Below are 24,919 nucleotides of genomic sequence, written 5' to 3'. Positions count from 1 at the left end.
GCATGGCCCGCTCCTGCAGGTGAGGGTTCATGCCAGCCATTGCTCCCCACGCGGCAGCATCCCGCGCCGCAGGTACCAGCGCACCCACAGGTGCACGCCAAGTGCGGCGCTCACTGTGAGCAGGATCATCAGGCCTTCGGCATCCATGGCAGCTTCCCTCGTCCGGGTGTTCTGCCTGACAGCCTATTCCTGCGACAACTTGCCGCACAGGTACAGATCGTTTCCGAATGTGCGGATCAGTCAAACGGAGGCGTTCGGCCCTACAGCGAATGAATGATCCGCCCGAGGGTTTCCATGGCCTGTTCGCTGACCGTCGTCCACGGGTGGCCGTAGTTCAGGCGCAGGCAGTGGCCGAAGCGCCTTGTCGCCGAGAAGATCGGCCCCGGCGCGAGGCTGATGCCCTGGGCATGGGCGAGCTGGAACAGCTTGAGCGCGTCGATGTGCTCGGGCAGCTCCAGCCACAGGAAGTAGCCGCCGCTGGGCCGGGTGACGCGGGTGGCGGCGGGGAAGTGCCGGGCCACGGCTGCGAGCATCGCGTGCTGCTGGCTTTCCAGCGCGTGGCGCAGCTTGCGCAGGTGGCGGTCGTAGCCGCCGTGCTGCAGGTAGTCGGCGATGGCGGCCTGGGCCGGCACCGAGGCCGACAGGCTGGTCATCAGCTTGAGCCGCTCGATCTGCTCGGCGTAGCGCCCGCCGGCCACCCAACCGACGCGGTAACCGGGCGCCAGGCTCTTGGAGAAGGAGCTGCAGTGCATCACCAGCCCTTCGCTGTCGAAGGCCTTCACCGGCTTGGGCGCCTGGGCGGCGAAGTACAGTTCGGCGTAGACGTCGTCCTCGATCAGTGGCACCTGGTGCTGGGCCAGCAACGCGGCGAGGGCGCGCTTCTTGTCCTCGGCCATGCTGGCGCCCAGCGGGTTCTGGAAGTTGCTCATGAACCAGCAGGCCTTGATCGGCAGGCGCGCCAGGCTGTCGGCGAGCACATCCAGGTCGATGCCTTCGCGTGGGTGCACGGGGATTTCCACCGCCTTCAGTTTCAGCCGTTCCAGCACCTGCAGGCTGGCGTAGAAGGCCGGGGCTTCGATGGCCACAAGGTCGCCGGGTTGGGTCACCACCTGCAGGCACAGGTTGAGCGCTTCCAGTGCGCCGTTGGTGACCACCAGTTCCTCCACCGGCAGGGGCATGCCGCCGACCATGTAGCGCAGGGCGATCTGTCGGCGCAGCGCATGGCTGCCCGGGGCGAGGTCGGCGACCACCGAACGCGGGTCCATGTCGCGCACGGCATGGGCCATGGAGCGCGCCAGGCGCGGCAGGGGGAACAGCTCCGGCGCCGGGAAGGCCGAGCCGAAGGGCACGGTGTCCGGGTCCTTGATCGAGCTGAGCACCGAGAACACCAGTTCGCTGACGTCCACCTCGGTGGTCTGCGCGTCGTGGCGGGCGATCTCCGGCTCGGCCAGGGCGCGCTGTACGTGTTCGCGGACGAAGTAACCCGAGCGCGCGCGGGCGACGATCAGGCCGCGGTCCTCCAGCAGGTAATAAGCCTGGAACACCGTCGAAGCGCTGACCCCGTAAGTGCGGCTGGCATGCCGCACCGAGGGGACCTTCTGGCCGGGGGCGAGCACGCCGCTGCGGATCAGGCCGGCGATCTCGTCGGCGAATTTCTCGTAGCGCTTCATCTTGTCCTGCACGGCGGCCTGGGGGGCGGAAGAATCCGCCCACTCTAGGCGCTGCGCCGAGGTCACGCCAAGCTCCCGTGCCATGTTCAGCGCCTCGGCGAGACGAAGGTGCTGGCGGCGTCGATGGCCTCGTTACCGTCGCTGACCCTGAAGTGCAGCGGCAGCGAACCACCGGCACTGCGCTGCGCTTCGCTGGCCACCGAGACGGCGAAGTCGCGGATCTCGCCCGGCTGCAGCATCAGCTCCGGCACGCCCTGCAGGCGGTAGCCGGCGCCATCGGCGAGGCTCAGGTGGTAATGCTGCGGCTGCTGGGTCTTGTTGATCAGCTTGAGGTTGTAGATGTTCTCGATCTCGCCGGCGGCGTTCTCGCGGAACAGGCCACGGTCGCGGGCGACGTCGAGGTTGATCAGCGGCCGCGCTTCCAGCGCCCAGACGAAGGCGCCGATCATCACCAGCAGCACCGCCGCGTAGCCGATCAGGCGCGGGCGCAGCAGGTGGGTCTTGCCGCCTTCCAGCGCGCTTTCCGAGGTGTAGCGCACCAGGCCGCGGTCGTAGCCCATCTTGTCCATCACCGAGTCGCAGGCGTCGATGCAGGCGGCGCAGCCGATGCAGGCGATCTGCAGGCCGTCGCGGATGTCGATGCCGGTGGGGCAGACCTGCACGCACTGGTGGCAGTCGATGCAGTCGCCCAGGCCCAGCGCCTTGGGATCGGCGTCCTTCTTGCGTGCGCCGCGAGATTCACCGCGCGCTGCATCGTAGGAAATGATCAGGGTGTCCTTGTCGAACATCACGCTCTGGAAGCGCGAGTACGGGCACATGTGGATGCACACCTGCTCGCGCAGCCAGCCGGCGTTGGCGTAGGTGGCCGCGGCAAAGAACGCGACCCAGAAGGTGCTTTCCAGGTCCAGCTTCAGCGTGAGCAGGTCCGCCACCAGCGGCCGCACGGGGGTGAAGTAGCCGATGAAGGTGACCGCCGTGGCCAGGCTGATCAGCAGCCAGAGGCCGTGCTTGGCACTTTTGCGCAGGACTTTCTCGGCGCTGGCGGGGCCCTTGTCCAGTTTCATGCGCTGGTTGCGGTCGCCCTCGGTGACCTGCTCGGCCCACATGAAGATCCAGGTCCACACGCTCTGCGGGCAGGTGTAGCCGCACCACACGCGGCCGACGAACACCGTGATGAAGAACAGGCCGAAGGCGGCGATGATCAGGATTGCCGAGAGCAGGATGAAATCCTGCGGCCAGAAGGTTGCGCCGAAGATGTAGAACTTGCGCTCGGGCAGGTCCCAGAGCACAGCCTGGCGGCCGTTCCACTGTAGCCACAGGGTGCCGAAGAACAGCAGGAACAGCAGCGCACCGCCGAGACGGCGGAGGTCGCGGAAGCGTCCGGCGAAGCGCTTGGTGTAGACCGTCGGGGTGACCGCCGACAGTGGTTTCGGCGGCGGGGTGAAGCGTTGCGGTGCGTCGATCTCGATGACCTTCGCGGGGATTCTTTCGCTCATTATCGTGGCCCATCAGGCAGAAGAGGCGCCGCGACTGTACGAACGGGTCTGCACCCGAAACAGATTCAGGTTCGTCGGAAAAAACCATATCAGATGGTGAAATCCGCTCCGCGCCGCGCCGTTGCAGGGTTGGCGCCAAGCGCCATGAGGCAGCTGATCGGGCCTGTTGCGGCAACCGGTCGCAGGCCCGCCGGGGCAGGCGTCCCCTGCATCTGATCTGGTTTTTCCCGCGTTATCTGCCGCTGTTTTGCACGACAGGCGCCGGCCATAGTTCGGTCAACCGCAACGTGGCGCGCCCGACGACAGAAGCAGGCCGCCACGCAACGATCCGAAGGTGGCCTGGCGATGTACCGATACGATGAATATGACCGCGCCCTGGTGCGCGAACGGGTGGCGCAGTTCCGTGACCAGGTGCAGCGGCGCCTGAGCGATGAGCTGAGCGAAGAGGAATTCCTGCCACTGCGCCTGCAGAACGGCCTGTACCTGCAGAAGCATGCCTACATGCTGCGGGTGGCGATTCCCTACGGCACCCTGTCCAGCGAGCAGATGCGCACCCTGGCCTGGATCGCCCGCGAGCACGACCGCGGCTACGGCCACTTCACCACGCGGCAGAATATCCAGTTCAACTGGGTCGAGCTGGCGCGCGTACCGGACATCCTCGAACGCCTGGCGGAGGTCGAGATGCACGCCATCCAGACCTCCGGCAACTGTGTACGCAACATCACCACCGAGGCGTTCGCCGGCGTCGCCGCCGATGAGTTCCTCGACCCGCGCCCGCTGGCGGAAATCCTTCGCCAGTGGTCCACGGTGAACCCCGAATTCCTCTTCCTGCCGCGCAAGTTCAAGATTGCCCTCTGCGCCGCCGAGGAAGATCGTGCCGCCGTGATGATGCACGACATCGGCCTCTACCTGCGCCGCGCCGAGGATGGTGAGCTGCGCCTCAAGGTGCTGGTGGGCGGCGGGCTGGGGCGCACGCCGATGCTCGGCCAGGTGATCCGCGATGACCTGCCCTGGTGGCATCTGCTGTCCTACGTCGAGGCCATCCTGCGCGTGTACAACCGCCATGGCCGGCGCGACAACAAGTACAAGGCGCGGATCAAGATCCTGGTGAAGGCGCTGGGCATCGAGGCGTTCTCCCGCGAAGTGGAGGAAGAGTGGCAGCACCTGCGCGATGGCGAGGCGCAGCTGACGCTCGATGAGTACGACCGCGTCGCGGCGGCGTTCGATCCGCCGGTCTACGCGCCTTCTGACGATCTCGCCTACGGTACGGCGTTGGCCGCCGATGCGGCATTCGCCCGCTGGGTGTCGCGCAACGTGCGCCCGCACCGCGTACCAGGCTATGCCAGCGTGGTGCTCTCCACCAAGCCGGGCGCCGAGGCGCCGCCGGGGGATGCGACGGCCGAGCAGATGGAGCTGGTGGCCGACTGGGCCGAGCGCTTCGGCTTCGGCGAAATCCGCGTCGCCCATGAACAGAACCTGGTGCTGCCGGACGTACGCAAAGCCGATCTCCACGCACTCTGGCAGGAAGCGTGCGCGGCAGGCCTGGGCACGCCGAACCAGGGGCTGCTGACCGACATCATCGCCTGCCCCGGCGGCGACTTCTGCGCGCTGGCCAATGCCAAGTCGATCCCCATCGCCCAGGGCATCCAGCAGCGCTTCGAGGACCTGGACTACCTGCATGACCTGGGTGACCTCAGCCTGAACATCTCCGGCTGCATGAACGCCTGCGGCCACCACCACATCGGCAACATCGGCATCCTCGGTGTCGATAAGAACGGCAGCGAGTGGTACCAGATTACCCTGGGCGGCGCGCAAGGCGTGAAAAGCGCGCTGGGCAAGGTGATCGGCCCGTCGTTCAGCGCCGCCGAGGTACCGGACGTGATCGAGGCGCTGGTACAGACCTACGTGGAGCAGCGAGGCGCCGGCGAGCGCTTCGTCGAAACGGTCGAGCGCATCGGCCTGGAGCCATTCAAGGCGCGGGTCTACCGCCAGGCGGAGGTGCCGGCATGAAGAATCTGATTCGTTTGCGTGACGGTGCTGCCGAAATAGCGCCGCATGATCCCTGGACTCTGCTGCGCGAAGTGCCGGACGAGTTACCCGAAGGCAATCTGATCCTGCCGCTGAAGGACTGGCTGGCACGGGGCGCCTGTAGGAGCGAGCTTGCTCGCGAACCGGAATCCCCGGTGGCGCCGCAGCCGGGTGGTTCGCGAGCAAGCTCGCTCCTACAGCCCTTCGGCGTCTGGCTGGCGCCGGACGACGATCCCGAGGACCTGATCTGGCGCCTGAAGGAACCGGCGCTGATCGCCATCGACTTCCCCAGCTTCCGCGACGGTCGCGGCTACAGCCTGGCCTACCTGCTGCGCAGCCGCCTGGGCTGGCGCGGGGAATTGCGTGCGGTGGGCGATGTGCTGCGTGACCAGTTGGCGCATATGCGCCAGTGCGGTTTCGATGCCTTCGCCGTGCGCGAGGACAAGTCCGTGGAGGACGCCCTGAAGGGGCTCGCAGGGCTCAGCGTGCTCTACGGCCGCTCGGTCATCGAGCCGCGTCCGCTGTTCCGTCGTCGCACTTAGCACGTCACCGCCGCCCGCGGCCAAGGCTGCAGCGGGTCGGCCAAGCTTGACGCTGTGCCGGGGGGCAGGAAAAATGCGGGCATCATCCCCGATGCCGCGTGCGCCGGGGTAACCCACGTATTCGAGTGACCCCCAGAATATGCGCATGCGCCTGATGCTGTTGGGTGGCGGTAATGCCCTTGGACAGGCGCTGATCCGCCTTGGCGCCGAGGAAGACATCGGCTTCCTCGCCCCCCGGCCGCCCGAACAGGGCTGGGACGCTTCCAGCCTCACCGTCCTGCTGGACGAGACCCGCCCCGACGCGGTGATCAACCTGGCCTACTACTACGACTGGTTCCAGGCCGAGGCCGTCGACGCCGCTCGCCTGGCCAGCCAGGAACGCGCGGTGGAGCGTCTGTCCGAACTCTGCCAGCACCACGAGATCCTGCTGATCCAGCCGTCCAGCTACCGCGTGTTCGATGGCGCCCGCGCCACTGCCTACAGCGAGAAGGACGAGCCGCTGCCCCTGGGCCCGCGTGGCCAGGCGCTGTGGCGCATGGAGCAGTGGGTGCGGGCGACCTGCCCGCGCCATGTGCTGCTGCGTTTTGGTTGGCTGCTGGATGACAGCGCCGACGGCGTGCTTGGCCGCTTCCTCGGGCGGGCCGAGAAGGAACAGGTGCTGTTCCTGGCCGACGACCGGCGCGGCAACCCGACCCCGGTGGATGACGCGGCGCGGGTGATCCTCTCCGTGCTCAAGCAGCTCGACTGCCAGGCGCCGCTGTGGGGGACCTACCACTACGGCGGCCTGGAGGCCACGACCACCCTGTCCCTGGGCCAGGTGGTGCTCGGCGAGGCCCGCGCCTTCCATACCCTGGCCGTCCAGGAACCGAGCCCGCAGGCCCACGCCGCGCGCCCGGACGCCGGCGACGAACCGCAGCACGCGGTGCTCGCCTGCAAGAAAATCCTCCATACCTTCGGTATCAAGCCGCGCGCCTGGCGCGCCGGCCTGCCCGCCTTGCTGGATCGCTACTACCGCCATGTCTGATCGTCTTTCCCCCTCTGCGCAGCCCGTTCTCATCACCGGCGGCGCGGGGTTCATCGGCTCCCATCTGGCCGACGCGCTGCTGGCGCAGGGGTTCGCCGTGCGCGTGCTGGACGACCTGTCCACCGGCAAGCGCGAGAACCTCGACAGCCGCGTCGAACTGTTAGTCGGCGACGTCGCCGATGAAGCCGCCCTGCGTGGTGCGTTGAGCGGTTGCCAGGGCGTCGTGCACCTGGCGGCCATCGCCTCGGTGCAGGCTTCAGTGGAAGACCCGGTGGGCACCCACCGCGCCAACTTCATCGGCACCCTGAACCTCTGCGAGGCGATGCGCCAGGAGGGCATTCAGCGGGTGCTGTTCGCTTCCAGCGCTGCGGTCTATGGGCAGAACGGCGAAGGCTCCGCCATCGACGAGGACGTGGTGAAGGCGCCGCTGACGCCCTATGCCGCGGACAAGTTGGCCAGCGAGTACTACCTGGACTTCTACCGTCGCGAACACGGCCTGGAGCCGGCGATCTTCCGCTTCTTCAACGTCTATGGCCCGCGCCAGGACCCGTCTTCGCCCTATTCCGGGGTGATCAGCATCTTCGCCCGGCGCGCGGAGCAGGGGCTGCCGATCACCGTGTTCGGCGACGGTGAGCAGACCCGCGATTTCATCTACGTCGGTGACCTGGTGAAGCTGCTGGTGACAGCCCTGCTGGCCGATGACGTGGCCGAGTCGGCGATCAATGTCGGCCTGGACCAGTCCACCAGCCTCAACCAGTTGCTGGCCGAGATCGGCAAGCTCACCGGCGGGCTGCCCCCGGTCACCTACCAGCCGGCGCGCCACGGCGATATCCGCCATTCCCGCGCGGATAACCGCCGCCTGCTGCAGCGCTACAGCCTGGATACGCCCACGCCGTTGGCCGAGGGCCTGGCTCAGCTGATCACCACCAGGGTTTGTTGACGGCCAGGTAGAAGATGCTGGCCAGCGAACCCAGCGCGAGCACGCTGAGCAGTGCCTTGCGCGGTTTCGCTGCGCTGCGCAGGGCAAAGGCCGCCAGCACGATGTAGAGCACCAGCAGGCCGAGCTTCACCTGCAGCCATACCGGCAGCGGCCAGGGCATCGCCAGGTGCACCAGGCCCAGGGCGCTGAGCAGCAGCAGTGTGTCGATCAGATGGGGCAGCCCACGCTGCCAGCCTGAAGGGCGCTTGCCCCACCAGCTCAGGCCCAGGCGCAGGACAAAGAGCAGGGTGCTGATGATCGCCAGGCTGACGTGCAGTGCTTTGAGTTCGAGGTACATACCGGTTCCCTGAAAGTGAAAAAGGCGCCCTTGGGCGCCTTTTTCATGTTTGCTCCGTCAGAAACGGTAGCCGAAACCGACCATGTAAACCCAGGGGTCGACGTCGACATCGACCTTGGTTTTTTGCACGCCCAGTGCGGAAGGGCCGTTGACGGTGGCCTTGGTGTCGATGTCCATGTACCAGACGGCGGCGTTGACGAAGGCGTGCTCGTTGAGCATGTAGTCCATGCCCAGTTCGGCGGCCAGGCCCCAGGAGTCCTGCAGCTTCAGGTTGCTGAAGCCCTGGTCCTTGCGGTTGCTGGCCAGATCTTCGTCGAAGAAGGTGGTGTAGTTGATGCCCAGGCCGCCGTAAGGCTGGAAGGCAGAGTTGGTACCACCCATGGGGTAGTACTGCAGCAGCACGGTCGGCGGCAGTTGCTTGATATCAGCCAGTTTGCCGTCCAGGCCGGTCAGGCCGGTGGCCTTGTTCAGGCCCTTGACGTCGACCTGGTGCTTGAACGGAGTGGCGGCGACCAGCTCGATGCCGATCTTGTCGGTGAGCAGGTAGGCGAAGGTCAGGCCCAGCTGGGTGTCGCTGTCGACGGTGGCCTTGGTGCCGCTGACCTTGGTGCCGTCGAGCTTGACGTTGGAGCTGCTGTCATCGGGCGCCACGGTGGCGAAACCGCCGCGAACCAGGAAGTCGCCGGCCTGGTGGCCGCGAATGTCGGCGGCCTGGGCTGCGACCGGCGCTGCGACAGCAAGTGAGAGAAGCGAAGTGGTGAGCCAGGACTTACGCATGATGAGCTCCAATATCTCTTTGGTATAAGTGTTGGTGCCCAGAATAGTAGACAGCGCTAAAAGCGCACTTTTGACTTGGCTCAATAAAGACCCCAGACCGAACGGGGTCAAGGCGTGCGACAAAGCGCCGCGCCCTGTCACTGGCCGGTGTATTCGTAGGGTTCGATGCTGCTGGCCTGCATCTGGTAGCCGGCCTCGGCGAGGTCGCTTTCCACCGCCTTCACGCTCAGCTTGCCGATGATCCAGAACGGCTGGTAAAGCTCGTCGACTTTTACGCCCTTGCCGCCTCGAACATAGACGATCTGGTTGGACGGCGGTGCTGGCACATGGATACAGGCGCCGTAATAGGGCACCAGCAGGAAGTCGCGAACGGTCTGGCCGTCGTCTTCCATTTCCAGCGGCACGATGTAGCCCGGCATCTTCACTTCCTGGCCATCCAGTTGCTGTACCACGGGTGCGTTGGGTATCTGCTGCTTCACCGCCGGGCCACTCTCCGAATTGAGTACATCGGAAAGCTTGGACATATCGTGCAGCGGCACCGGCGGCGGGGGCGGCGGTGCGCCCTCGGGGATCAGCTCGGGCCAGGTCAGCTCACGCGGCGCCGCGCAGACGGCGGCGCTGGTGGCGAGCAGCAGGAGGAACAGCAGGCGGCGCATGGGGCTTCTCTGTACGGGGAGGGCTTGCACGGGGATGGCTCGCAGGGGCCGGCTCAGAGACGGATCGACAGGCCGTCGGCCAGCGATTGTCGATAGGCACGCCACGCCGGCACACAGCCGATCAGCAGCGCTGCCAGGAGTATGCCGCCCAGCAGCGACCATTCATAGGCAGTGGGCAGCGCCAGTGGCAGGAAGATGCCGTAGTTCGCCTGCACGAAGGCCTGGCTGCCGGCGATGCCCGCATAGAGCAGCCCGACGCCCAGTGCCACGCCTGCCAGCGCCAGGGCGAAGGCTTCGGCTACCAGCAGGCTGAAGATGTGCCAGGGTCGCGCGCCCACCGAGCGCAGGATGGCCATCTCGCGGCGGCGTTCGTTGAGGCTGGTGAGGATGGCGGTGAGCATGCCGATCAGGCCGGTCAGCACAACGAACAGCGAGACCACGAACAGCGCCTTCTCCGCCGTGCCCATCAGGCCCCACAACTCCTGCAGCGCCACGCCCGGCAGGATCGCCATCAGCGGTTCGCCGTCGTATTCGTTGATCTGCCGCTGCAGGGTGAAGGTCGCGACCTTGCTCTTGAGGCCCAGCAGGAAGGCGGTGATCGCCTTGGGCTGCAGGTCCATGCCGCGTGCCTGGTCCTCGCTGACGCGGTCGGCGCCGCGTGCGGGGACACCGTTCTTCCAGTCGACGTGCAGCGCCTCCATGCCCTGCAACGAGATGTGCAGGGTGCGGTCCACCGGCGTACCCGTGCGCTTGAGGATGCCGACCACCGTGAACGGCTTGTCGTCGTGCTGTACCAGGCTGATGGTGCTGACGCCGTGGGCCAGGACGATCTTGTCGCCCAGCTTGTAGTGCAGCGCCTGGGCGACTTCCGCGCCGAGCACGACGTCGAACAGGTCCTGGCCGAACGGCCGGCCCTCGGCAAGTTCCAGCGTCTGCCCGCGGCCGAACCGGTAGTGCTCGAAGTAGCCGGTGTCGGTGCCCATCACGCGGTAGCCGCGGTGCGAGTCGCCCAGGGAAATCGGGATGGCCCACTTCACCAGCGGGCTGTGGGTGACCGTCTCGTAGCTTTCCCAGCGGATGTTGTTGGTGGCGTTGCCGATGCGGAACACCGAGTAGAGCAGCAGGTTCACCGAGCCGGAGCGGGCGCCGACGATCAGGTCGGTGCCGGAAATGGTGCTGGCGAAACTGGCCTTGGCCTCGGTGCGTACGCGCTCCACCGCCAGCAGCAGGCAGGCGGAGAGGGCGATGGCGAAGATGGTCAGCAGCGCGGTGAAGCGGCGGTTGGAGAGGCTGGCGAGCGCCAGGCGCAACAGGTACATGCTCAGATTCCCGGAGCGCGGGCGGCGCGGTTGAGGTCGGCGAGGGAAACGCTGCGGTCGAACAGCGCTGCCAGGCTCTGGTCGTGGCTGACGAACAGCAGGCTGGCGCCGGCCTCGCGGCATTCGGCGAACAGCAGCTGGAGGAAGGCGGCGCGGGCGTCGGCGTCCAGCGCCGAGGTGGGCTCGTCGGCGATCACCAGTTCCGGCTGGCCGATCAGCGCTCGGGCAGCGGCGACACGCTGCTGCTGGCCGATGGACAGGCTGTCGGCGCGGCGCTCGATCAGCGTCGCATCGCCCAGCCCCAGGTGCTTGAGCAATGCCTCGGCAGCCCTGGTGACACTGCCATGGCGCAGGGTCGCCCGTTCGGCGCGGCTGTGGGAGAAGTGGCAGGGCAGCTCGACGTTCTCCCGCACCGAGAGGAATGGCAACAGGTTGAACTGCTGGAAGATGTAGCCGGTGTGGTCGACGCGGAAATGATCGCGGCGCGCCGATTTCATCTGCGCGATGTCCTCGCCCAGCAGCTTCACGCTGCCGCGCTGCGGGCGCTGCACGCCGCCGAGCAGGCCGAGCAGGGTGGTCTTGCCGCTGCCGGACGGGCCCTTGAGGAACAGGGTTTCGCCACGGGCCAGGGTGAAGGCGGGGATGTCCAGCAGTTCCGCCTGGCCGGGCCAGGCGAAACCGAGATTGTCGAGTTCGAGCAATGCGGTCATTTCAGCGCGTCGTGATCAGAAGTTCAGGGTCGGGTTGGCGGCGGTCAATTCTGCACCTTGCTGGCCGCTCGGGCCGATCAGTTGTACCTGAATCTTCTGGGTCGCCGGGAAGCGCTTGAACAGTGGCGCGAAGTCGAGCGTGGCCAGGTCCTGCGGTTGGGCGCAGGTCAGCTGGTAGTGGGCGTCGATGTCGGCGTGATGATGGCCTTCGTGTTCGTCATGGTCGCCGTCGTCATGGTCATGCTCTTCTGCCTTGGGCGCATCGCCGAACAGCGGGCTGGAGAGTTCGACCGACTGCACGCTGCACTGGGCCGCGGCGGGCAGCGAGAGCAGTTGCAGCGGCTGCTTGAGCAGGGCCTGTACAGCGGCGACCGTGGCCTTGTCGGCGTCGCTGGTGGCGGCGTGCTCGAAACCGACGAAATTCATCGCCGGGCTGTCCATCTCCAGTTCCAGGGTCTTGCCGTCGAGGGCGACGTTGAGCTGGGCGACGCCATGCTCGTGCTTGCCGAGGCTGCCGTGTTCATGTTCGTCGTGGGCTTGGGCGGCGAGGGGCAGCAGGGCGACAGCGAGCAGCAGGGGGCGCATGGGAGACTCCGGTCTGGTGAATGATTTTGTTACGTTATAACAGATGAAAAATTAAGGCCAGCTTAGCGTGCGTTTGGCGTGGCGCCGGTGTCGTGGGAGCATGCGCGAAACAGCGCGAGGAGAAGGGCGATGCTGAGAATCAAGGGCACCATCGGCGACTGGCCGGTGGACCTGACTGTGGAAATGGATGACGCCGACTGGGCGAAGCTGGCGCAGAACCTGCCGGCCGTGGCGCCTGCGCCCGCTGCGGCGCCGGCCCCCGTCGCAAGCGGGCCGGTCGATCAGCTGTGGTTGGCGGCGCAGGACCTGCTGCGACGCAGTGGCAGCAGCGAAGGGCCGCAGTTGCTGGATGAGCTGGTGGCGCTGGCGGGAAGTTCAGGGGCGGCGAAGGGATTGCTGGTGCGCCTGCGGCACAGCCCGCAGGTGAAGATCGAGGTGCGCGAAGGAGTGCAGGTCTTCACTTGGGTCGAAGGGGAGTAACCGGGCTCCCTGTAGGAGCGCCCCATGGGCGCGATAGCGGGCATGGCCCGCTCCTACAGGTATTGCTGCCGTGGGCGATCAGTAAAGGACGTTCGCCAATTTGCGGCGGTAGGCGATCACCAGCGGGTGGTCGTTGCCCAGCAGGTCGAACACCTGGACCAGTGTCTTGCGCGGCAGGTCCTCGCCATAGCTGCGGTTGCGCACGAAGAGCTTGAGCAGGGCGTCCAGCGCCGCCTCGTACTGCTGGCGCGCCAGTTGCTGCACGGCCAACTGGTAAGTGGCTTCGTCGTCGTTGGCGTCGGCGGCCAGGCGGGTCTTCAGGGTGGCGGCGTCGGGCAGGTCGGCAGCCTGGCGCAGGAAGGTCAGCTGGGCCTTGGCGGCGGCCAGCGCCTGCTTGTGCTCGTCGCTTTTCACTGCGTCGAGTACGGTTTCGGCCTCACCCAGCTCGCCGCGCTCGGCGAGGCAGCGGGCGTAGAGGATGAGCGCTGCGGCGTTGCTGTTGTCCTCGCCCAGCAGCACTTTCAGTTGCGCCTCGGCCTCGGCGAAACGGCCTTCGTTGAAGGCGGCCTGGGCCAGATCCAGCGGGTTGCCGGCGGCTGGCGCGGGCGGCTGGACATGCTGCTCCAGCATCTGGCGGATTGCCGACTCCGGCTGCGCACCGGCGAAGCCGTCCACCGGCTGGCCGTCCTTGAACAGCACCACGGTGGGCAGGCTGCGGATGCCGAAGCGCATCACGATGTCCTGCTCGACGTCGCAGTTGACCTTGGCCAGCAGCAGCTCGCCCTGGTACGACTCGGTGATCTGCGCCAGCAGCGGCATCAGCGCCTTGCACGGGGCGCACCAGTCGGCCCAGAAGTCGACCAGCACCGGCTTGTGGAAGGAGTTCTCGATGACGACCTGATCGAAGTTGGCGATGCTGGCGTCGAAGATGTAGGGCGTATCGCTCATGGGAAATCTCGGGCGAGTGGGGCGATGAAGGTGGTTGCCACTATAAGTGGGGGCGCTGCCTGACGGAAACAACCCGGGCCGGTCGGGCAGCGTAATTCCCTTCAGGAGCAATATGGGCCGATGATGCGGCCGGGGAGCGATCGCGGACGAAGTCCGCTCCTACGCTCGCGCTTGCGCCGTGCCTACCGGTTAGGTAGGAGCGGACTTCGTCCGCGATCGTCCCACCCAACGCGCCGATGTCACCCGCGACGCGCGTGATACAGGCTCACATGGCGGAATTCGGCCGGCTCGGCCAGGTCTGGCCAGGTGCAGCCATCGAGAATCCCCAGGCGCTGGTACAGCGGATGGCTGAAGTCGCGGACCCGCGAGTCGGCCACCAGGGCTTCGCGGCCGCGGCTGAGGAACTCGTCCAGCAGCGGCAGGTTGGCGCGGTCGTAGAGCACGTCGGCGACGATGATCAGATCAAAGCGGTCCTCTTCCTGGAAGAAGTCCGCCGAGTAGCTCAGCTCCACGCCGTTCAGCTCGGCGTTGGCACGGCAGGCGTCCAGCGCCAGCGGGTCGAGGTCGCAGGCCACCACCTCGGCGGCACCGGCCTTGGCGGCGGCGATGGCGGCGATGCCCGAGCCCGCGCCGAAATCCAGCACGCGCTTGCCGCGCACCCATTCGGGTTTCTCGGCCAGCCAGTGCGCGAGCACCAGGCCGCTGGCCCAGCAGAAACACCAGTAGGGCGGTTCTTCGAGGATGCGCCGGGTTTCGTCGGGGCTGAACTCGCGGTCCATGTTCTGCGCGTCGATCAGCCAGAGGCGGATGTCGGTGCCGGGCAGTGTTTCGGCGGACAGGCGCGCGTCGCCGAGCAGTTCACCGAGGGCTGTCTGCAGGGAAAACGGTGGCGTCACGGCGCGCGCTCCAGGCGCAGCTCGCCGAGGGTGCGGGTTTCCGGCTGGGTGATGCGTACCGGCGGCAGGCGCCAGGCCAGTTGGCCGGACTGCGAGACGCGGCCATGCAGTTCCACGCGGGCATTGGCCGGGAAGGACTGCGGGTTGAAGATCAGCCGGAAGGGCAGCGCCTGGCCGTTGGCGATCAGCTTCTCGCTGGAAAGCAGTTGTTGCGGACGGTCGCGCTCGTCGATCACCAGCAGCGCCACTTCCACTTCGCTGCCCGCCGGCAGGTAGCCCTGGGAGCTGCTGAGCTGGCCGGAGAGGGCGCGCATGTGCGCCGGCACCGGTTCCAGTGCGGCAGGCGCCGAGTTTTTCGGTGCGGGCGCCGGCGCAGCGGCGGGCACGGGTTTTTCGCTGGCGCAGGCGGCCAGCAGGACGGTAAGGGACAGGCAGAGCAGGCGGGCGAACATGGCGGGCTCCATCGCAACAGATTCCAGGCGGGCGCCTGTATAGCCTAATGCCTGCGGCCTGTCTCGTGGGAGCGGGGTTTATTCGGCCAGACGATGCGCTACCATGAGCCTCTTACCTTCTCGGACTGCCCAAGACTCGCCATGCACTGTCCTTTCTGCGGCGCCCACGACACCAAAGTCATCGATTCGCGCCTGGTCGCCGAGGGCGACCAGGTCCGCCGGCGCCGTGAGTGCCTGAACTGCGGCGAGCGTTTCACCACTTTCGAGACTGCCGAACTGGTCATGCCTCGCCTGATCAAGCAGGACGGCAGCCGCCAGCCCTTCGACGAGGACAAGCTGCGCGCCGGGATGCAGCGTGCGCTGGAGAAACGCCCGGTGAGCATCGAGCGGCTCGAGGAGGCGATGGCGCACATCAAGCACAAGCTGCGCGCCACCGGCGAGCGCGAGATCAAGTCGCGGGTGCTGGGCGAACTGGTGATGGCCGAGCTGCAGAAACTCGATGAGGTTGCCTATATCCGCTTCGCCTCGGTTTATCGCCGCTTCCAGGACCTCAACGAATTCCGCGAGGAAATCGAGCGCCTGGCTCGCGAGCCGTCGAAGGAATGAGTGGCATGGATGAGCTCTGGATGGCCCGCGCCATCGAGCTGGCCCGCAAGGGCTGGTACACGACCCATCCCAACCCGCGCGTCGGCTGCGTCATCGTCCGCGATGGCGAGGTGGTCGGCGAAGGCTGGCACGTTCGCGCCGGCGAGCCCCATGCGGAAGTTCACGCCTTGCGCCAGGCCGGCGACAAGGCCCGTGGCGCCACCGCCTACGTCACCCTGGAACCCTGCAGCCACTTCGGCCGCACGCCGCCGTGCGCCGATGCGCTGATCGGCGCTGGCCTCGCCCGCGTCGTCGCGGCCATGCAGGACCCGAACCCGCAGGTCGCCGGCAGCGGCATGCGGCGCATCGCCGAAGCCGGCATCGAAGTGCGCTCCGGCGTACTGGAAAACGAAGCCCGCGCGCTGAACCAGGGCTTCCTCAAACGCATGGAGACCGGCCTGCCCTTCGTCCGCGTGAAGCTGGCGATGAGCCTGGACGGTCGCACCGCCATGGCCAGTGGCGAGAGCCAGTGGATCACCGGCCCGGCCGCGCGTCGCGCCGTGCAGCGCCTGCGCGCGCAGGCCAGCGTGGTGCTCTCCGGCGCCGATACCGTGCTGACCGACGACGCCCGTCTGACCGTGCGCCCGGACGAATTGGGCCTGGATGCCGAACAGACCGAACTGGCCTCCCAGCGCCAGCCGCTGCGCGTACTGATCGATGGCCGCCTGCGGGTGCCGCTGACCGCCACCTTCTTCCAGGCCGGCCCCGCCTTGGTGGTGAGCACCCAGGACGACCCGAACTACGCGGTGGTCGGCCATGAACTGCTGAACCTGGCCGGTCTCGATGGCCAGGTCGACCTGCTGGCGTTGCTCACCGAACTGGGCCGCCGTGGCGTCAACGAGGTGCTGGTGGAAGCCGGCCCGCGCCTGGCCGGCGCTTTTGCCCGCCTCGGGCTGGTGGACGAGTACAGCATCTTCATGGCGCCCAAGCTGCTCGGCTCCTCCGCCCGGCCGTTGCTGGAACTGCCGCTGGAGCGCATGAGCGAATCCCGCGAGCTGAAGATCGTCGACATCCGTGCCGTGGGAGACGACTGGCTGGTCACGGCCAGACCGCTGTGATGGCGCGCTGGCGCCACCGGCTTCGGCTTGCCGCCGGGCGCGGAGCGATCAATAGGAAGCTTCCGACTTGCGCCGGCCTGTGGTAAAACGCCACACGCGGTCGACGCTGTAACGACCGCGATTGACGTTCTCAGGGCGGGGTGCAAGTCCCCACCGGCGGTAATGACGCGCAATGCGTCTAGCCCGCGAGCGCCTGTCCAGACCGGTTCGCCGGATGGCCAGGGTCAGCAGACCCGGTGTGATTCCGGGGCCGACGGTCATAGTCCGGATGAAGAGAGAACGGGATGAGCCATCGGGGCGTGCCTGCGCGCGCCCGTGAAATCCCTTCGATCGATACGCCCTGTTTTTTAATCAAAACAGGAGTTCGCCACATGCATCATCTTTCCCAGTTGGCTACGCGGCCTTGCCGGCCAGCGGCCTTCGCCGTGCGGGAGGCCTCATGTTCACCGGCATAATCGAATCCATCGGCACCATCGCATCCATCACCCCGAAAGGCGGTGACGTGCGCCTGTACGTGAAGACCGGCAAGCTCGACCTCGCCGACGTCAAGCTCGGCGACAGCATCGCGGTCAACGGCATCTGCCTGACGGCGGTGGAGCTGCCCGGCGATGGCTTCTGGGCCGACGTCAGCCGCGAGACCCTGGCGCGCACCGCCTTCGCGCAGCTCAAGATCGGCAGCCGGGTCAACCTGGAAAAGGCCCTGACCCCGACCACCCGCCTGGGCGGCCACCTGGTCAGCGGCCACGTCGACGGCGTCGGCGAGATCGTCAAGCGCGAGGAAAACGCCCGCGCCATCCAGTTCACCGTGCGCGCACCGCGTGAGCTGGCCAAGTACATCGCGCTCAAGGGCTCGATCACCGTGGACGGCACCAGCCTGACGGTGAACGCGGTCAACGGCGCCGAGTTCGAGCTGACCATCGTCCCGCACACCGTGCAGGAGACGATCATGGCCGACTACCGCGGTGGTCGCCTGGTCAACCTCGAAGTGGACCTGCTGGCACGCTACCTCGAGCGTCTGCTGCTCGGCGACAAGGCGGCGGACCCCGCAGCCGGCGCTGGCGGCATCAGCGAAGCATTCCTGGCCGAAAACGGCTTCATGAAACACTGATAAGGCTCTTCCCCGTATGGCACTCAACAGCATTGAAGAACTGCTCGACGACATGCGTCAGGGCAAGATGGTCATCCTCATGGATGACGAGGACCGCGAGAACGAAGGCGACCTGATCATCGCCTCCGAGTGTGTCCGCACCGAAGACATCAACTTCATGGCCCGCTTTGCCCGTGGCCTGATCTGCATGCCGATGACCCGCGAGCGCTGCGAGCGCCTGGGCATCCCGCTGATGGTGCAGCGCAACGGCTCCGGCTTCGGCACCAAGTTCACCGTCTCCATCGAGGCCGCCGAAGGCGTCACCACCGGCATCTCCGCCGCTGACCGCGCCCGCACCGTGCAGGCCGCCGCCGCGAAGAACGCCGTCGCCGCCGATATCGTCAGCCCCGGCCACATCTTCCCGCTGATGTCCCAGCCCGGTGGTGTGCTGGCTCGCGCCGGCCACACCGAAGCCGCCTGCGACCTGGCGCGCATGGCCGGCTTCGAGCCGTCCGGGGTGATCTGCGAGATCATGAACGACGACGGCACCATGGCTCGTCGCCCGGAACTGGAAGAGTTCGCCCAGCAGCACGGCATCAAGATCGGCACCATCGCCGACCTGATCCACTACCGCCTGATCCACGAGCGCACCGTCGAGCGCCTCGCCGAACAGCCGCTGGATACCGAACTGGGCCAGTTCAAGCTGATCACCTACCGCGACTCCGTGGAAGGCGACGTGCACCTGGCGCTGACCCTGGGCAACGTCTGCCCGGAAGAGCCGACCCTGGTGCGTGTGCACAACCCCGACCCGCTGCGCGACCTGCTGATGGTCAACCAGGCGGGCCGCTGGAGCCTGCGCGCGGCCATGGCCAAGGTGGCCGAGGCCGGCACCGGCGTGGTCCTGCTGCTGGGCCACCAGGTCGGCGGCGACGATCTGCTGGCGCATGTCCGCGAGATCACCAATACCCCGGCGCCGGCACAGAAGCCGACCACCACCTACAGCACCGTGGGTGCCGGTTCGCAGATCCTGCGCGACCTGGGCGTGCGCAAGATGCGCCTGATGTCGGCACCGATGCGCTTCAACGCGATATCCGGTTTCGACCTGGAAGTTGTAGAATACCTGCCCGCTGAATGAACCTCGCCGCCGTGCCCTGGCACGGCGGTGCCGTTCTTCTACCCTATTTGCGGAGCGCCACTGTGACGCTCCGGCTCTTTAACAGTGAGACTTGCCCATGACCCTGAAGACCATCGAAGGTACCTTCATCGCCCCCAAAGGCCGCTTCGCCCTGGTGGTTGGCCGCTTCAACAGCTTCGTGGTGGAAAGCCTGGTGGAAGGCGCCATCGACGCGCTGGTGCGCCACGGCGTCGCCCAGAGCGACATCACCGTGATCCGTGCTCCGGGCGCCTTCGAAATCCCGCTGGTAGCGCAGAAAGTCGCCCAGCGCGGCGAGTTCGACGCCATCATCGCCCTCGGCGCGGTAATCCGTGGCGGCACCCCGCACTTCGAATACGTTGCCGGTGAGTGCACCAAGGGTCTGGCGCAGGTTTCCCTGCAGTTCGGCGTGCCGGTCGCCTTCGGCGTACTGACTGTCGACTCCATCGAACAAGCCATCGAGCGCTCCGGCACCAAGGCCGGCAACAAAGGCGCCGAGGCTGCCCTGTCCGCCCTGGAAATGGTGAGCCTGCTGTCGCAGCTGGAGGCCAAGTGAGCACCCAGGACGGCAACACTCCGGCCAAGCCCGCCAAGCCGAACAAGATCGCCATGCGTCGCAAGGCCCGCAGCCTCGCGGTGCAGGCCCTGTACTCCTGGCAGATGGCTGGCCAGCCGCTCAACGAGATCGAGGCGTCCTTCCGCACCGAGAACGATTTCAGCGATGTCGACGGCGCGTACTTCCACGAGATCCTGCACGGCGTGCCGCGCCTGAAGACCGATCTGGACGAGGAGTTCACTCCCTGCCTGGACCGCGCCCTGGAAGAGGTCGACCCGGTGGAACTGGCGATCCTGCGCCTGGCCACCTACGAGCTGCGCAACCGCCTGGACGTACCCTACAAGGTCGTCATCAACGAAGGCATCGAGCTGGCCAAGACCTTCGGCGCCACCGACGGACACAAGTTCGTCAACGGCGTGCTGGACAAGCTCGCTCCGCGCCTGCGCGCCGCCGAACTGCGTGGCGCCAAGCGCTGAGGCATGGGTGAGTTCGAGCTGATCCGTCGCTACTTCGCCTCGGCCGCCTGTGCGGCCGGCGGCGAGGCAGTGGCCCTGGGGATCGGCGATGACTGCGCGCTCCTCGCACCCCGCGCCGGCGAACAGCTGGCAATCTCCACCGATACCCTGGTCGTCGGCGTGCACTTTCCCGCCGTCTGCGATCCCTTCCTGCTCGGCCAGCGCGCCCTGGCGGTGTCCGCCAGCGACCTGGCGGCCATGGGCGCATCGCCCATCGGTTTCACCCTTGCCCTGACCCTGCCCGAGGCCGACCCGGCCTGGCTGGAGGGTTTCGCCCGTGGTTTGAACCAGAAAGCGCAGGAATGTGCGCTGGCGCTGATCGGCGGCGATACCACCCGTGGCCCGCTGGCGATGACCGTCACCGTGTTCGGTGGCGTGCCCGCCGGACAGGCGCTGACCCGCTCCGGCGCGCGTCCCGGCGACCTGCTGTGTGTCGGCGGCCCGCTGGGCGAGGCGGGCGGGGCCTTGCCGCTGGTGCTGGGCGAGATGACCGCCGAGCCGTCCGTCGCCGAGCCGCTGCTGGCGCGCTACTGGTCGCCGCAACCACAGCTGGACTTTGGCCAGGCATTGCGCGGCAAAGCGTCGGCGGCGCTGGATATTTCCGACGGGCTGCTGGCCGACTGCGGGCATATCGCTCGCGCCTCGGCTGTGGCGCTGGTTGTCGAGGCCGACAAGCTGCCTGCAAGTCCTGCGCTGGAAGCCTTGCTGGGCGCCGAGCGCGCACTGCAGCTCAAGCTGGGCGCCGGCGACGACTACGTCCTGGCCTTCACGCTGCCGCCTGAGCACCTGCCGGCACTGGCGGCGAACTGGCCGGCCCTGTGCGTGGTCGGTAGGGTGGAGGCCGGCTCGGGCGTGCGCGTGCTCGACGGCAACGGTGTCGATATCACGCCGCGTCAGGGCGGCTACCTGCATTTCATGGAGTGACCGTGACAGAACACCCCAACCAGGCCCCGGCCCAACCCGTGCCCCACTCGGTGTGGCGCAATCCCTGGCATTTCCTGGCCTTCGGCTTCGGCTCGGGTACCCTGCCCAAGGCGCCGGGCACCTGGGGTTCGCTGGTTGCGCTACCCTTCATACCACTCTGGCAGATGCTGCCGGACTGGGGTTACTGGCTGATGCTGGGCGTCACCATGCTGTTCGGCTTCTGGCTGTGCGGCAAGGTCGCCGACGACCTGCGCGTGCATGACCACGAGGGCATCGTCTGGGACGAGATGGTCGGCATGTGGATCACCCTCTGGCTGGTGCCGGAAGGCTGGTGGTGGCTGCTGGTCGGTTTCGTGGTGTTCCGCATCGTCGACATTTCCAAGCCCTGGCCGATCAGCTGGATCGACCGCAACGTCCATGGCGGCGTCGGCATCATGCTGGACGATGTGCTGGCCGGCGTTTTCGCCTGGCTGGTGATGCAAGGCCTGACATGGGGTTGGGCCCACTGGCTGATCTGAGGAAGATCGATGCGCCGACTGCTGTGCCTGCTCCTCTGCCTGTGCTGGCTGCCGGCGATTTCCCTGACGTCGGCCCGGGCCGCTGACAAGGCCGCCGAAACGCCTGCCGGGCTGCCCGCGGAAGTCCGGGTGGTCAGCGAGGTCTGGGTCAACTACAGCCAGGCCGACGGCCGTGGCCTGGCCTGGGACCTGCTGCGGGCCATCTACGAGCCCGAAGGCGTGCGCCTGAGCCTGCGCAGCGAGCCCTACGTGCGCTCGGTCGGGCTGGTGCAGCGCGGCGAGGCGGACGCCTGGGTAGGCTCCTACCGCAACGAAATCGACCACATCATCTATCCGCACTGGCCCTATGACGTCGATCCCATCGGCGCGCTGGGCCTGAAGACTTCTCCCCGGCCGACCCTGGCCACGCTCGACCGCTACCGACTGGCGTGGATGCGCGGCTATGCGTTCGACCGCTACCTGGACCACCTCAAGCAGCGCAACGAGCTGCAACGGCGCAGCTCTGCCCTGCCGATGCTCGACGGCCACCGCATCGACTATTTCATCGACGCGCGGCCCGAGCTGGAAGAGATGATCGAGGCCAAGGGCGTTGATGCCAGCGTCTACCACATCACCGATGTCGGCTCGATTCCTCTGTATCTTGGCTTCGCCAGCAATGACCGTGGGCGGGCATTGGCGAAACTCTATGATTCACGCATGCAGGTGCTTTACCGCAGCGGCGAGCTGGAACGCATCTTCGCCCGCTGGCACTGGCCCTACGCCCCGCTGATACCGCTGCTGCCGCCCAAGGAGTGATTGCCATGCGCCTGTCCGCCCTGATCTGCCTGTCCCTCTGCTCCCTCGCTGCCGTGGCGGCACCCCAGGTGCAGGTGGTGGGTCTGTTCCCCGGCGCCGCAGTGCTCAATATCGACGGCCAGCGCAAGCTGGTGAAGGTCGGCCAGACCGGTCCGGAAGGCGTCCAGGTCGTCAGCGCCGACAGCCACAAGGCGGTGCTCCGCGTGGGCGGGGTCGAGCAGACCTATGAATTGAGCCGCGAGTACAACAGTGCCGGCTATGCCACGCCGGCCGCGCATACCGAGACGAGCATCGCCCGCGGTACCGGCGGCCATTACTGGGTGGCCGGCACGATCAACAACCAGAATGCGCAGTTCCTGGTGGACACCGGTGCGACCTCGATCGCCATGAACGAAGGCCAGGCCCGGCGCCTGGGCCTCGACTACCGCGCCGGCGGCACGCCGATGATGGCCTCCACCGCCAGCGGCACGGCCAAGGGCTGGCGGGTGACCCTCAACAGCGTGAAGCTCGGCGGCGTCGAGGTGCTGGGGGTCGAGGCGGTGGTGCTCGAAGGCGATTTCCCCACCGACATCCTGCTGGGCATGAGCTACCTCAACCGCGTTGGCTGGCGGGAAGACCAGGGCATGATGTACATCCAGGCCAAGCACTGATCGAGCCTGTAGCATCGGCGCTTCTATCAAAAGCATCGATGCTTATCTTGCAGAATTCGCAATGACGGTGCGGCCGGCGCAGCTGTTACAATCCCGGTCCTCTTTCCTTAGATAAATCTTTCAGGAGTTTCCGGTGTCTGTCGTTTTCGTCGCCGCCTCCAAGCTGCCCACCCCCTTCGGCGAATTCACCATGCATGGCTTCCTCGACGAGGAAACCGGCAAGGAACACGTCGCCCTGACCATGGGCAAGCTCGACGACGGCCAGCCGGTGCTGGGGCGTCTGCATTCCGAATGCCTCACCGGCGACGCGCTGTTCAGCCTGCGTTGCGACTGCGGTTTCCAGCTCGAGGGCGCACTCTCGGCCATCGCCAAGGAAGGCCGCGGCGTCCTGCTGTACCTGCGTCAGGAAGGCCGTGGCATCGGCCTGCTCAACAAGATCCGCGCCTACGCCCTGCAGGACGAAGGCGCCGATACCGTGGAAGCCAACCTGGCCCTGGGCTTTGGTGCCGACCAGCGTGACTACGCCATGTGCCTGCCGATGCTCAAGCACCTGGGCGTCTGCTCGCTGCGGCTGATGACCAACAACCCGCGCAAGGTGAAGGCGCTGGAAGGCTACGGCCTGACCGTTGCCGAGCGCGTGCCGCTGCAGAAGGGCCTGAACCCGCACAACAAGCGCTACCTGCAGACCAAGGCAGGCAAGCTGGGCCACATGCTGGGCAACATGCATCAGGGCGAAGCCGAGGCCGAGGCGTCCGCTTCGTGAATCGCGCCGCTGCCCGGCGCCGGTTGAATCTGCTCTGGTGGTTGCTGCTGGCGCTCGCGCTGGCGCCGCAGCACCTGATGCTGGCGCTGGTGGGCGAGGCGCCCTTCGGCGATACGCTGGCCACGCCGGTGTTCGTCGTCGGCCTGCTGTCGATGTTCCTCACCCTGCCGCTGTTCCGTCGCTACAAGCATGCGCTGATTGCCGCCGGCAAGGCCCGCGACGGCTCGGATGAGCCCGCTGCCTGGCAGGCGCTGGGCGCCGCGCAGCGCCGTGGTGCACTGGTCGGCAGCCTGCCGGCGTGGATCGGCGCCCTGGCGGTGCTGGTCGACCTGCATGGCGTTCCCGTCCTGCTGCTGGGCTTCGCCAGCCTGGTCATCCTCTGGCTGTACCGCCTGCCGCGCCAACTGGCCTGATGCGCCGCTTCCTCTGCCTGCTCCTGCTGCTTGCCGGTCTGCCCGTGGTGGCGGCGGAGCGGGTGGTCAGCCTGGCGCCCTCGCTCACCGACATGGTCCTCGAACTGGGCGCCGCCGACCGGCTGGCCGGCCTGCTCGATGGCGGGCCGCGCCCGCAATCCCTGAAAGGCCTGCCGTCCGTCGGTCGCTACGGCCAGGTCAACCTCGAACAGATCCTGGCTCTGCAGCCCGACCTGCTGCTGGTCTGGCCTGGCGCCGTGCCTGAAGCGCAACTGCAGCGCCTGAAGGCCGTGGGCATTCCCGTCTATGTGGCCGATCCGCACCGCCTGGAGGATATCTCCCGGCAATTCCGCGAACTGGGCGAGCGCCTGGGGCGGGCGGAGAAGGGGCATGAGTTGGCGCAAGCGTTCGATGCGCGCATGGCACAGTTGCGGGCACAGTACCGCCGCGAGCCGCCGCTCAGGGTGTTCTACCAGGTGTGGGACCGCCCGCTTTACACCGTGGGCGGTCGGCAGATCATCAGCGAGGCGCTGGAAGTCTGTGGTGGTCGCAACCTGTTCGCGGATCTAGCTCTGCCGGCGCCGCAGGTGGGCCAGGAGGCGGTGCTGGCGCGCGATCCTCAGGTGATCCTGGCGGCCAGCGAGGACCAGTTGCGCAGCTGGAATGGCATGCGGCAACTCAGTGCCACGCGGCTCAAGCAGCTCTGGGTAGTGCCGGATCGCAACCTGGAGAAACCCAGCTTCGCGATGCTCGATGCCACCGAGCAGCTTTGCCGGCTGCTCGCGGGTGCCAAGGCGGACGACTGAGTCGGCCGGGTTCGCGAGCAAGCTCGCTCCTACAGGTAGCCGGAAGCACCGGTGCGCTCTTTGTAGGACCGAGGGGGACGCCTAGTTCTTGCTCGCGAACCTCTGTCACCAGCGACAAGGAGCAGACCGTAGGGCGGATAACCCCTTGGGCGTTATTCGTCCTACGGCCACGCCCA

The 24,919-nt window shown here is 67.0% G+C and carries 29 protein-coding genes and 1 riboswitch; of the genes, 18 read left to right on the top strand and 11 right to left on the bottom strand.

Annotation, left to right across the window (positions count from 1 at the left end; translation table 11 throughout):
• Positions 1–260: 260 nt before the first annotated feature.
• Both mapR and ccoG read right to left on the bottom strand, forming a co-directional pair.
• On the bottom strand, positions 261–1,670 hold the full coding sequence (gene mapR, locus UB43_RS21685) for a GntR family transcriptional regulator MpaR (RefSeq protein WP_045215348.1): 1,410 nt from the start codon (positions 1,668–1,670) through the stop codon (positions 261–263).
• A gap of 86 nt (positions 1,671–1,756) precedes the next feature.
• On the bottom strand, positions 1,757–3,166 hold the full coding sequence (ccoG, locus tag UB43_RS21680; protein WP_045215229.1) for a cytochrome c oxidase accessory protein CcoG: 1,410 nt from the start codon (positions 3,164–3,166) through the stop codon (positions 1,757–1,759).
• 345 nt (positions 3,167–3,511) lie between these two features.
• On the opposite strand from ccoG, the gene UB43_RS21675 reads away from it, so the two are divergent.
• From UB43_RS21675 to UB43_RS21660, 4 genes are all read left to right on the top strand, one after another.
• Entirely contained in the window at positions 3,512–5,176 is a 1,665-nt protein-coding gene (locus tag UB43_RS21675; protein ID WP_045215226.1) for a nitrite/sulfite reductase, read from the top strand.
• The gene (locus UB43_RS21670; protein ID WP_045215223.1) at positions 5,173–5,736 is read left to right on the top strand and encodes a DUF934 domain-containing protein; all 564 of its coding nucleotides are present in this window, start codon (positions 5,173–5,175) and stop codon (positions 5,734–5,736) included. The genes UB43_RS21675 and UB43_RS21670 overlap by 4 nt, the downstream gene beginning before the upstream one ends.
• A 139-nt stretch (positions 5,737–5,875) precedes the next feature.
• Positions 5,876–6,760 (top strand): sugar nucleotide-binding protein, encoded by an 885-nt coding sequence (locus UB43_RS21665; protein ID WP_045215221.1) that lies wholly within the window; start codon positions 5,876–5,878, stop codon positions 6,758–6,760.
• Positions 6,753–7,700, top strand: a complete 948-nt coding sequence (locus UB43_RS21660; RefSeq protein ID WP_045215219.1) for an NAD-dependent epimerase/dehydratase family protein — start codon at positions 6,753–6,755, stop codon at positions 7,698–7,700. Before UB43_RS21665 ends, UB43_RS21660 begins: the two co-directional genes overlap by 8 nt.
• Here the strand turns inward: UB43_RS21660 and UB43_RS21655 are convergent.
• The 6 genes from UB43_RS21655 to UB43_RS21630 form a co-directional block, all read right to left on the bottom strand.
• Entirely contained in the window at positions 7,681–8,037 is a 357-nt protein-coding gene (locus UB43_RS21655; RefSeq protein WP_045215215.1) for a SirB2 family protein, read from the bottom strand. The genes UB43_RS21660 and UB43_RS21655 overlap by 20 nt on opposite strands.
• Before the next feature lie 57 nt (positions 8,038–8,094).
• The gene (locus tag UB43_RS21650) at positions 8,095–8,814 is read right to left on the bottom strand and encodes an OmpW family protein (RefSeq protein ID WP_045215213.1); all 720 of its coding nucleotides are present in this window, start codon (positions 8,812–8,814) and stop codon (positions 8,095–8,097) included.
• Positions 8,815–8,951: 137 nt separating this feature from the next.
• A complete protein-coding gene (locus UB43_RS21645; RefSeq protein WP_045215210.1) occupies positions 8,952–9,470 on the bottom strand; it encodes a DUF3299 domain-containing protein in 519 nt (172 codons plus the stop codon).
• A gap of 53 nt (positions 9,471–9,523) precedes the next feature.
• Positions 9,524–10,789, bottom strand: coding sequence for an ABC transporter permease (locus UB43_RS21640; protein ID WP_045215208.1), 1,266 nt, complete (start codon positions 10,787–10,789; stop codon positions 9,524–9,526).
• Positions 10,790–10,791: 2 nt separating this feature from the next.
• Positions 10,792–11,499, bottom strand: coding sequence for an ABC transporter ATP-binding protein (locus tag UB43_RS21635; RefSeq protein ID WP_045215206.1), 708 nt, complete (start codon positions 11,497–11,499; stop codon positions 10,792–10,794).
• Positions 11,500–11,514: 15 nt separating this feature from the next.
• Positions 11,515–12,084 carry a DUF2796 domain-containing protein gene (locus UB43_RS21630; RefSeq protein ID WP_045215204.1) on the bottom strand — a complete coding sequence of 190 codons (570 nt, stop codon included), beginning with the start codon at positions 12,082–12,084 and terminating at the stop codon, positions 11,515–11,517.
• Between the two features lie 129 nt (positions 12,085–12,213).
• Between UB43_RS21630 and UB43_RS21625 the strand changes: the two genes are divergently transcribed.
• Positions 12,214–12,564, top strand: a complete 351-nt coding sequence (locus UB43_RS21625; protein WP_045215202.1) for a hypothetical protein — start codon at positions 12,214–12,216, stop codon at positions 12,562–12,564.
• Positions 12,565–12,642: 78 nt separating this feature from the next.
• Here the strand turns inward: UB43_RS21625 and trxA are convergent, their stop codons facing one another.
• The 3 genes from trxA to UB43_RS21610 all read right to left on the bottom strand — a co-directional run bounded on the left by trxA (position 12,643) and on the right by UB43_RS21610 (position 14,860).
• Positions 12,643–13,512 carry a thioredoxin gene (gene trxA, locus UB43_RS21620; protein WP_045215200.1) on the bottom strand — a complete coding sequence of 290 codons (870 nt, stop codon included), beginning with the start codon at positions 13,510–13,512 and terminating at the stop codon, positions 12,643–12,645.
• A 239-nt stretch (positions 13,513–13,751) separates the two neighbouring features.
• The gene (locus tag UB43_RS21615) at positions 13,752–14,408 is read right to left on the bottom strand and encodes a methyltransferase (RefSeq protein ID WP_045215197.1); all 657 of its coding nucleotides are present in this window, start codon (positions 14,406–14,408) and stop codon (positions 13,752–13,754) included.
• A complete protein-coding gene (locus tag UB43_RS21610; RefSeq protein ID WP_371319008.1) occupies positions 14,405–14,860 on the bottom strand; it encodes a YbaY family lipoprotein in 456 nt (151 codons plus the stop codon). Before UB43_RS21610 ends, UB43_RS21615 begins: the two co-directional genes overlap by 4 nt.
• Positions 14,861–15,001: 141 nt before the next feature.
• On the opposite strand from UB43_RS21610, the gene nrdR reads away from it, so the two are divergent.
• The 13 genes from nrdR (at position 15,002) to UB43_RS21545 (ending at position 24,743) form a co-directional block, all read left to right on the top strand.
• Positions 15,002–15,466, top strand: coding sequence for a transcriptional regulator NrdR (gene nrdR, locus UB43_RS21605; protein ID WP_045215192.1), 465 nt, complete (start codon positions 15,002–15,004; stop codon positions 15,464–15,466).
• Positions 15,463–16,563: a bifunctional diaminohydroxyphosphoribosylaminopyrimidine deaminase/5-amino-6-(5-phosphoribosylamino)uracil reductase RibD gene (gene ribD / locus UB43_RS21600; RefSeq protein ID WP_045215190.1), complete on the top strand. Its 1,101-nt coding sequence runs from the start codon at positions 15,463–15,465 to the stop codon at positions 16,561–16,563. The genes nrdR and ribD overlap by 4 nt, the downstream gene beginning before the upstream one ends.
• Positions 16,564–16,685: 122 nt before the next feature.
• Positions 16,686–16,848, top strand: a riboswitch (FMN riboswitch).
• A 154-nt stretch (positions 16,849–17,002) separates the two neighbouring features.
• The gene (locus UB43_RS21595; protein WP_045215187.1) at positions 17,003–17,671 is read left to right on the top strand and encodes a riboflavin synthase; all 669 of its coding nucleotides are present in this window, start codon (positions 17,003–17,005) and stop codon (positions 17,669–17,671) included.
• Positions 17,672–17,687: 16 nt separating this feature from the next.
• Positions 17,688–18,785 (top strand): bifunctional 3,4-dihydroxy-2-butanone-4-phosphate synthase/GTP cyclohydrolase II, encoded by a 1,098-nt coding sequence (gene ribBA / locus UB43_RS21590; protein ID WP_045215185.1) that lies wholly within the window; start codon positions 17,688–17,690, stop codon positions 18,783–18,785.
• A 97-nt stretch (positions 18,786–18,882) separates the two neighbouring features.
• Positions 18,883–19,359, top strand: a complete 477-nt coding sequence (gene ribE, locus UB43_RS21585; RefSeq protein WP_015475395.1) for a 6,7-dimethyl-8-ribityllumazine synthase — start codon at positions 18,883–18,885, stop codon at positions 19,357–19,359.
• Positions 19,356–19,835: a transcription antitermination factor NusB gene (nusB, locus tag UB43_RS21580; RefSeq protein ID WP_045215183.1), complete on the top strand. Its 480-nt coding sequence runs from the start codon at positions 19,356–19,358 to the stop codon at positions 19,833–19,835. Before ribE ends, nusB begins: the two co-directional genes overlap by 4 nt.
• Before the next feature lie 3 nt (positions 19,836–19,838).
• The gene (thiL, locus tag UB43_RS21575; protein WP_045215180.1) at positions 19,839–20,798 is read left to right on the top strand and encodes a thiamine-phosphate kinase; all 960 of its coding nucleotides are present in this window, start codon (positions 19,839–19,841) and stop codon (positions 20,796–20,798) included.
• A 2-nt stretch (positions 20,799–20,800) separates the two neighbouring features.
• On the top strand, positions 20,801–21,316 hold the full coding sequence (locus UB43_RS21570) for a phosphatidylglycerophosphatase A (RefSeq protein ID WP_045215177.1): 516 nt from the start codon (positions 20,801–20,803) through the stop codon (positions 21,314–21,316).
• 9 nt (positions 21,317–21,325) lie between these two features.
• Positions 21,326–22,111, top strand: coding sequence for an ABC transporter substrate-binding protein (locus UB43_RS21565; RefSeq protein WP_045215174.1), 786 nt, complete (start codon positions 21,326–21,328; stop codon positions 22,109–22,111).
• A 5-nt stretch (positions 22,112–22,116) separates the two neighbouring features.
• Complete coding sequence (locus UB43_RS21560) at positions 22,117–22,761, top strand: TIGR02281 family clan AA aspartic protease (protein WP_045215171.1); 645 nt, start codon at positions 22,117–22,119, stop codon at positions 22,759–22,761.
• A 133-nt stretch (positions 22,762–22,894) separates the two neighbouring features.
• Positions 22,895–23,524 carry a GTP cyclohydrolase II gene (gene ribA, locus UB43_RS21555; RefSeq protein ID WP_045215168.1) on the top strand — a complete coding sequence of 210 codons (630 nt, stop codon included), beginning with the start codon at positions 22,895–22,897 and terminating at the stop codon, positions 23,522–23,524.
• Positions 23,521–23,937: a hypothetical protein gene (locus UB43_RS21550; protein WP_045215165.1), complete on the top strand. Its 417-nt coding sequence runs from the start codon at positions 23,521–23,523 to the stop codon at positions 23,935–23,937. The genes ribA and UB43_RS21550 overlap by 4 nt, the downstream gene beginning before the upstream one ends.
• Positions 23,937–24,743: a cobalamin-binding protein gene (locus tag UB43_RS21545; RefSeq protein WP_045215163.1), complete on the top strand. Its 807-nt coding sequence runs from the start codon at positions 23,937–23,939 to the stop codon at positions 24,741–24,743. Before UB43_RS21550 ends, UB43_RS21545 begins: the two co-directional genes overlap by 1 nt.
• The last annotated feature ends 176 nt before the right edge of the window (positions 24,744–24,919 follow it).

The organism is Pseudomonas sp. 21, assembly GCF_000955805.1.
Classification (GTDB): Bacteria; Pseudomonadota; Gammaproteobacteria; order Pseudomonadales; family Pseudomonadaceae; genus Pseudomonas.
This window is presented reverse-complemented; position numbering and strand designations above follow the sequence as displayed.

Bases quoted from the DNA above. Each gene is read 5' to 3' on its own strand.
- ribE (WP_015475395.1), top strand. From the start codon at position 18,883: ATGACCCTGAAGACCATCGAAGGTACCTTCATCGCCCCCAAAGGCCGC.
- ccoG (WP_045215229.1), bottom strand. From the start codon at position 3,166: ATGAGCGAAAGAATCCCCGCGAAGGTCATCGAGATCGACGCACCGCAA.
- UB43_RS21545 (WP_045215163.1), top strand. From the start codon at position 23,937: ATGCGCCGCTTCCTCTGCCTGCTCCTGCTGCTTGCCGGTCTGCCCGTG.
- UB43_RS21645 (WP_045215210.1), bottom strand. From the start codon at position 9,470: ATGCGCCGCCTGCTGTTCCTCCTGCTGCTCGCCACCAGCGCCGCCGTC.
- ribBA (WP_045215185.1), top strand. From the start codon at position 17,688: ATGGCACTCAACAGCATTGAAGAACTGCTCGACGACATGCGTCAGGGC.
- UB43_RS21565 (WP_045215174.1), top strand. From the start codon at position 21,326: ATGCGCCGACTGCTGTGCCTGCTCCTCTGCCTGTGCTGGCTGCCGGCG.
- UB43_RS21610 (WP_371319008.1), bottom strand. From the start codon at position 14,860: ATGTTCGCCCGCCTGCTCTGCCTGTCCCTTACCGTCCTGCTGGCCGCC.
- UB43_RS21665 (WP_045215221.1), top strand. From the start codon at position 5,876: ATGCGCATGCGCCTGATGCTGTTGGGTGGCGGTAATGCCCTTGGACAG.
- nrdR (WP_045215192.1), top strand. From the start codon at position 15,002: ATGCACTGTCCTTTCTGCGGCGCCCACGACACCAAAGTCATCGATTCG.
- UB43_RS21635 (WP_045215206.1), bottom strand. From the start codon at position 11,499: ATGACCGCATTGCTCGAACTCGACAATCTCGGTTTCGCCTGGCCCGGC.
- UB43_RS21655 (WP_045215215.1), bottom strand. From the start codon at position 8,037: ATGTACCTCGAACTCAAAGCACTGCACGTCAGCCTGGCGATCATCAGC.
- UB43_RS21670 (WP_045215223.1), top strand. From the start codon at position 5,173: ATGAAGAATCTGATTCGTTTGCGTGACGGTGCTGCCGAAATAGCGCCG.
- UB43_RS21675 (WP_045215226.1), top strand. From the start codon at position 3,512: ATGTACCGATACGATGAATATGACCGCGCCCTGGTGCGCGAACGGGTG.
- UB43_RS21625 (WP_045215202.1), top strand. From the start codon at position 12,214: ATGCTGAGAATCAAGGGCACCATCGGCGACTGGCCGGTGGACCTGACT.
- mapR (WP_045215348.1), bottom strand. From the start codon at position 1,670: ATGAAGCGCTACGAGAAATTCGCCGACGAGATCGCCGGCCTGATCCGC.
- thiL (WP_045215180.1), top strand. From the start codon at position 19,839: ATGGGTGAGTTCGAGCTGATCCGTCGCTACTTCGCCTCGGCCGCCTGT.
- ribD (WP_045215190.1), top strand. From the start codon at position 15,463: ATGAGTGGCATGGATGAGCTCTGGATGGCCCGCGCCATCGAGCTGGCC.
- trxA (WP_045215200.1), bottom strand. From the start codon at position 13,512: ATGAGCGATACGCCCTACATCTTCGACGCCAGCATCGCCAACTTCGAT.
- UB43_RS21650 (WP_045215213.1), bottom strand. From the start codon at position 8,814: ATGCGTAAGTCCTGGCTCACCACTTCGCTTCTCTCACTTGCTGTCGCA.
- UB43_RS21660 (WP_045215219.1), top strand. From the start codon at position 6,753: ATGTCTGATCGTCTTTCCCCCTCTGCGCAGCCCGTTCTCATCACCGGC.
- UB43_RS21595 (WP_045215187.1), top strand. From the start codon at position 17,003: ATGTTCACCGGCATAATCGAATCCATCGGCACCATCGCATCCATCACC.
- UB43_RS21640 (WP_045215208.1), bottom strand. From the start codon at position 10,789: ATGTACCTGTTGCGCCTGGCGCTCGCCAGCCTCTCCAACCGCCGCTTC.
- UB43_RS21560 (WP_045215171.1), top strand. From the start codon at position 22,117: ATGCGCCTGTCCGCCCTGATCTGCCTGTCCCTCTGCTCCCTCGCTGCC.
- UB43_RS21630 (WP_045215204.1), bottom strand. From the start codon at position 12,084: ATGCGCCCCCTGCTGCTCGCTGTCGCCCTGCTGCCCCTCGCCGCCCAA.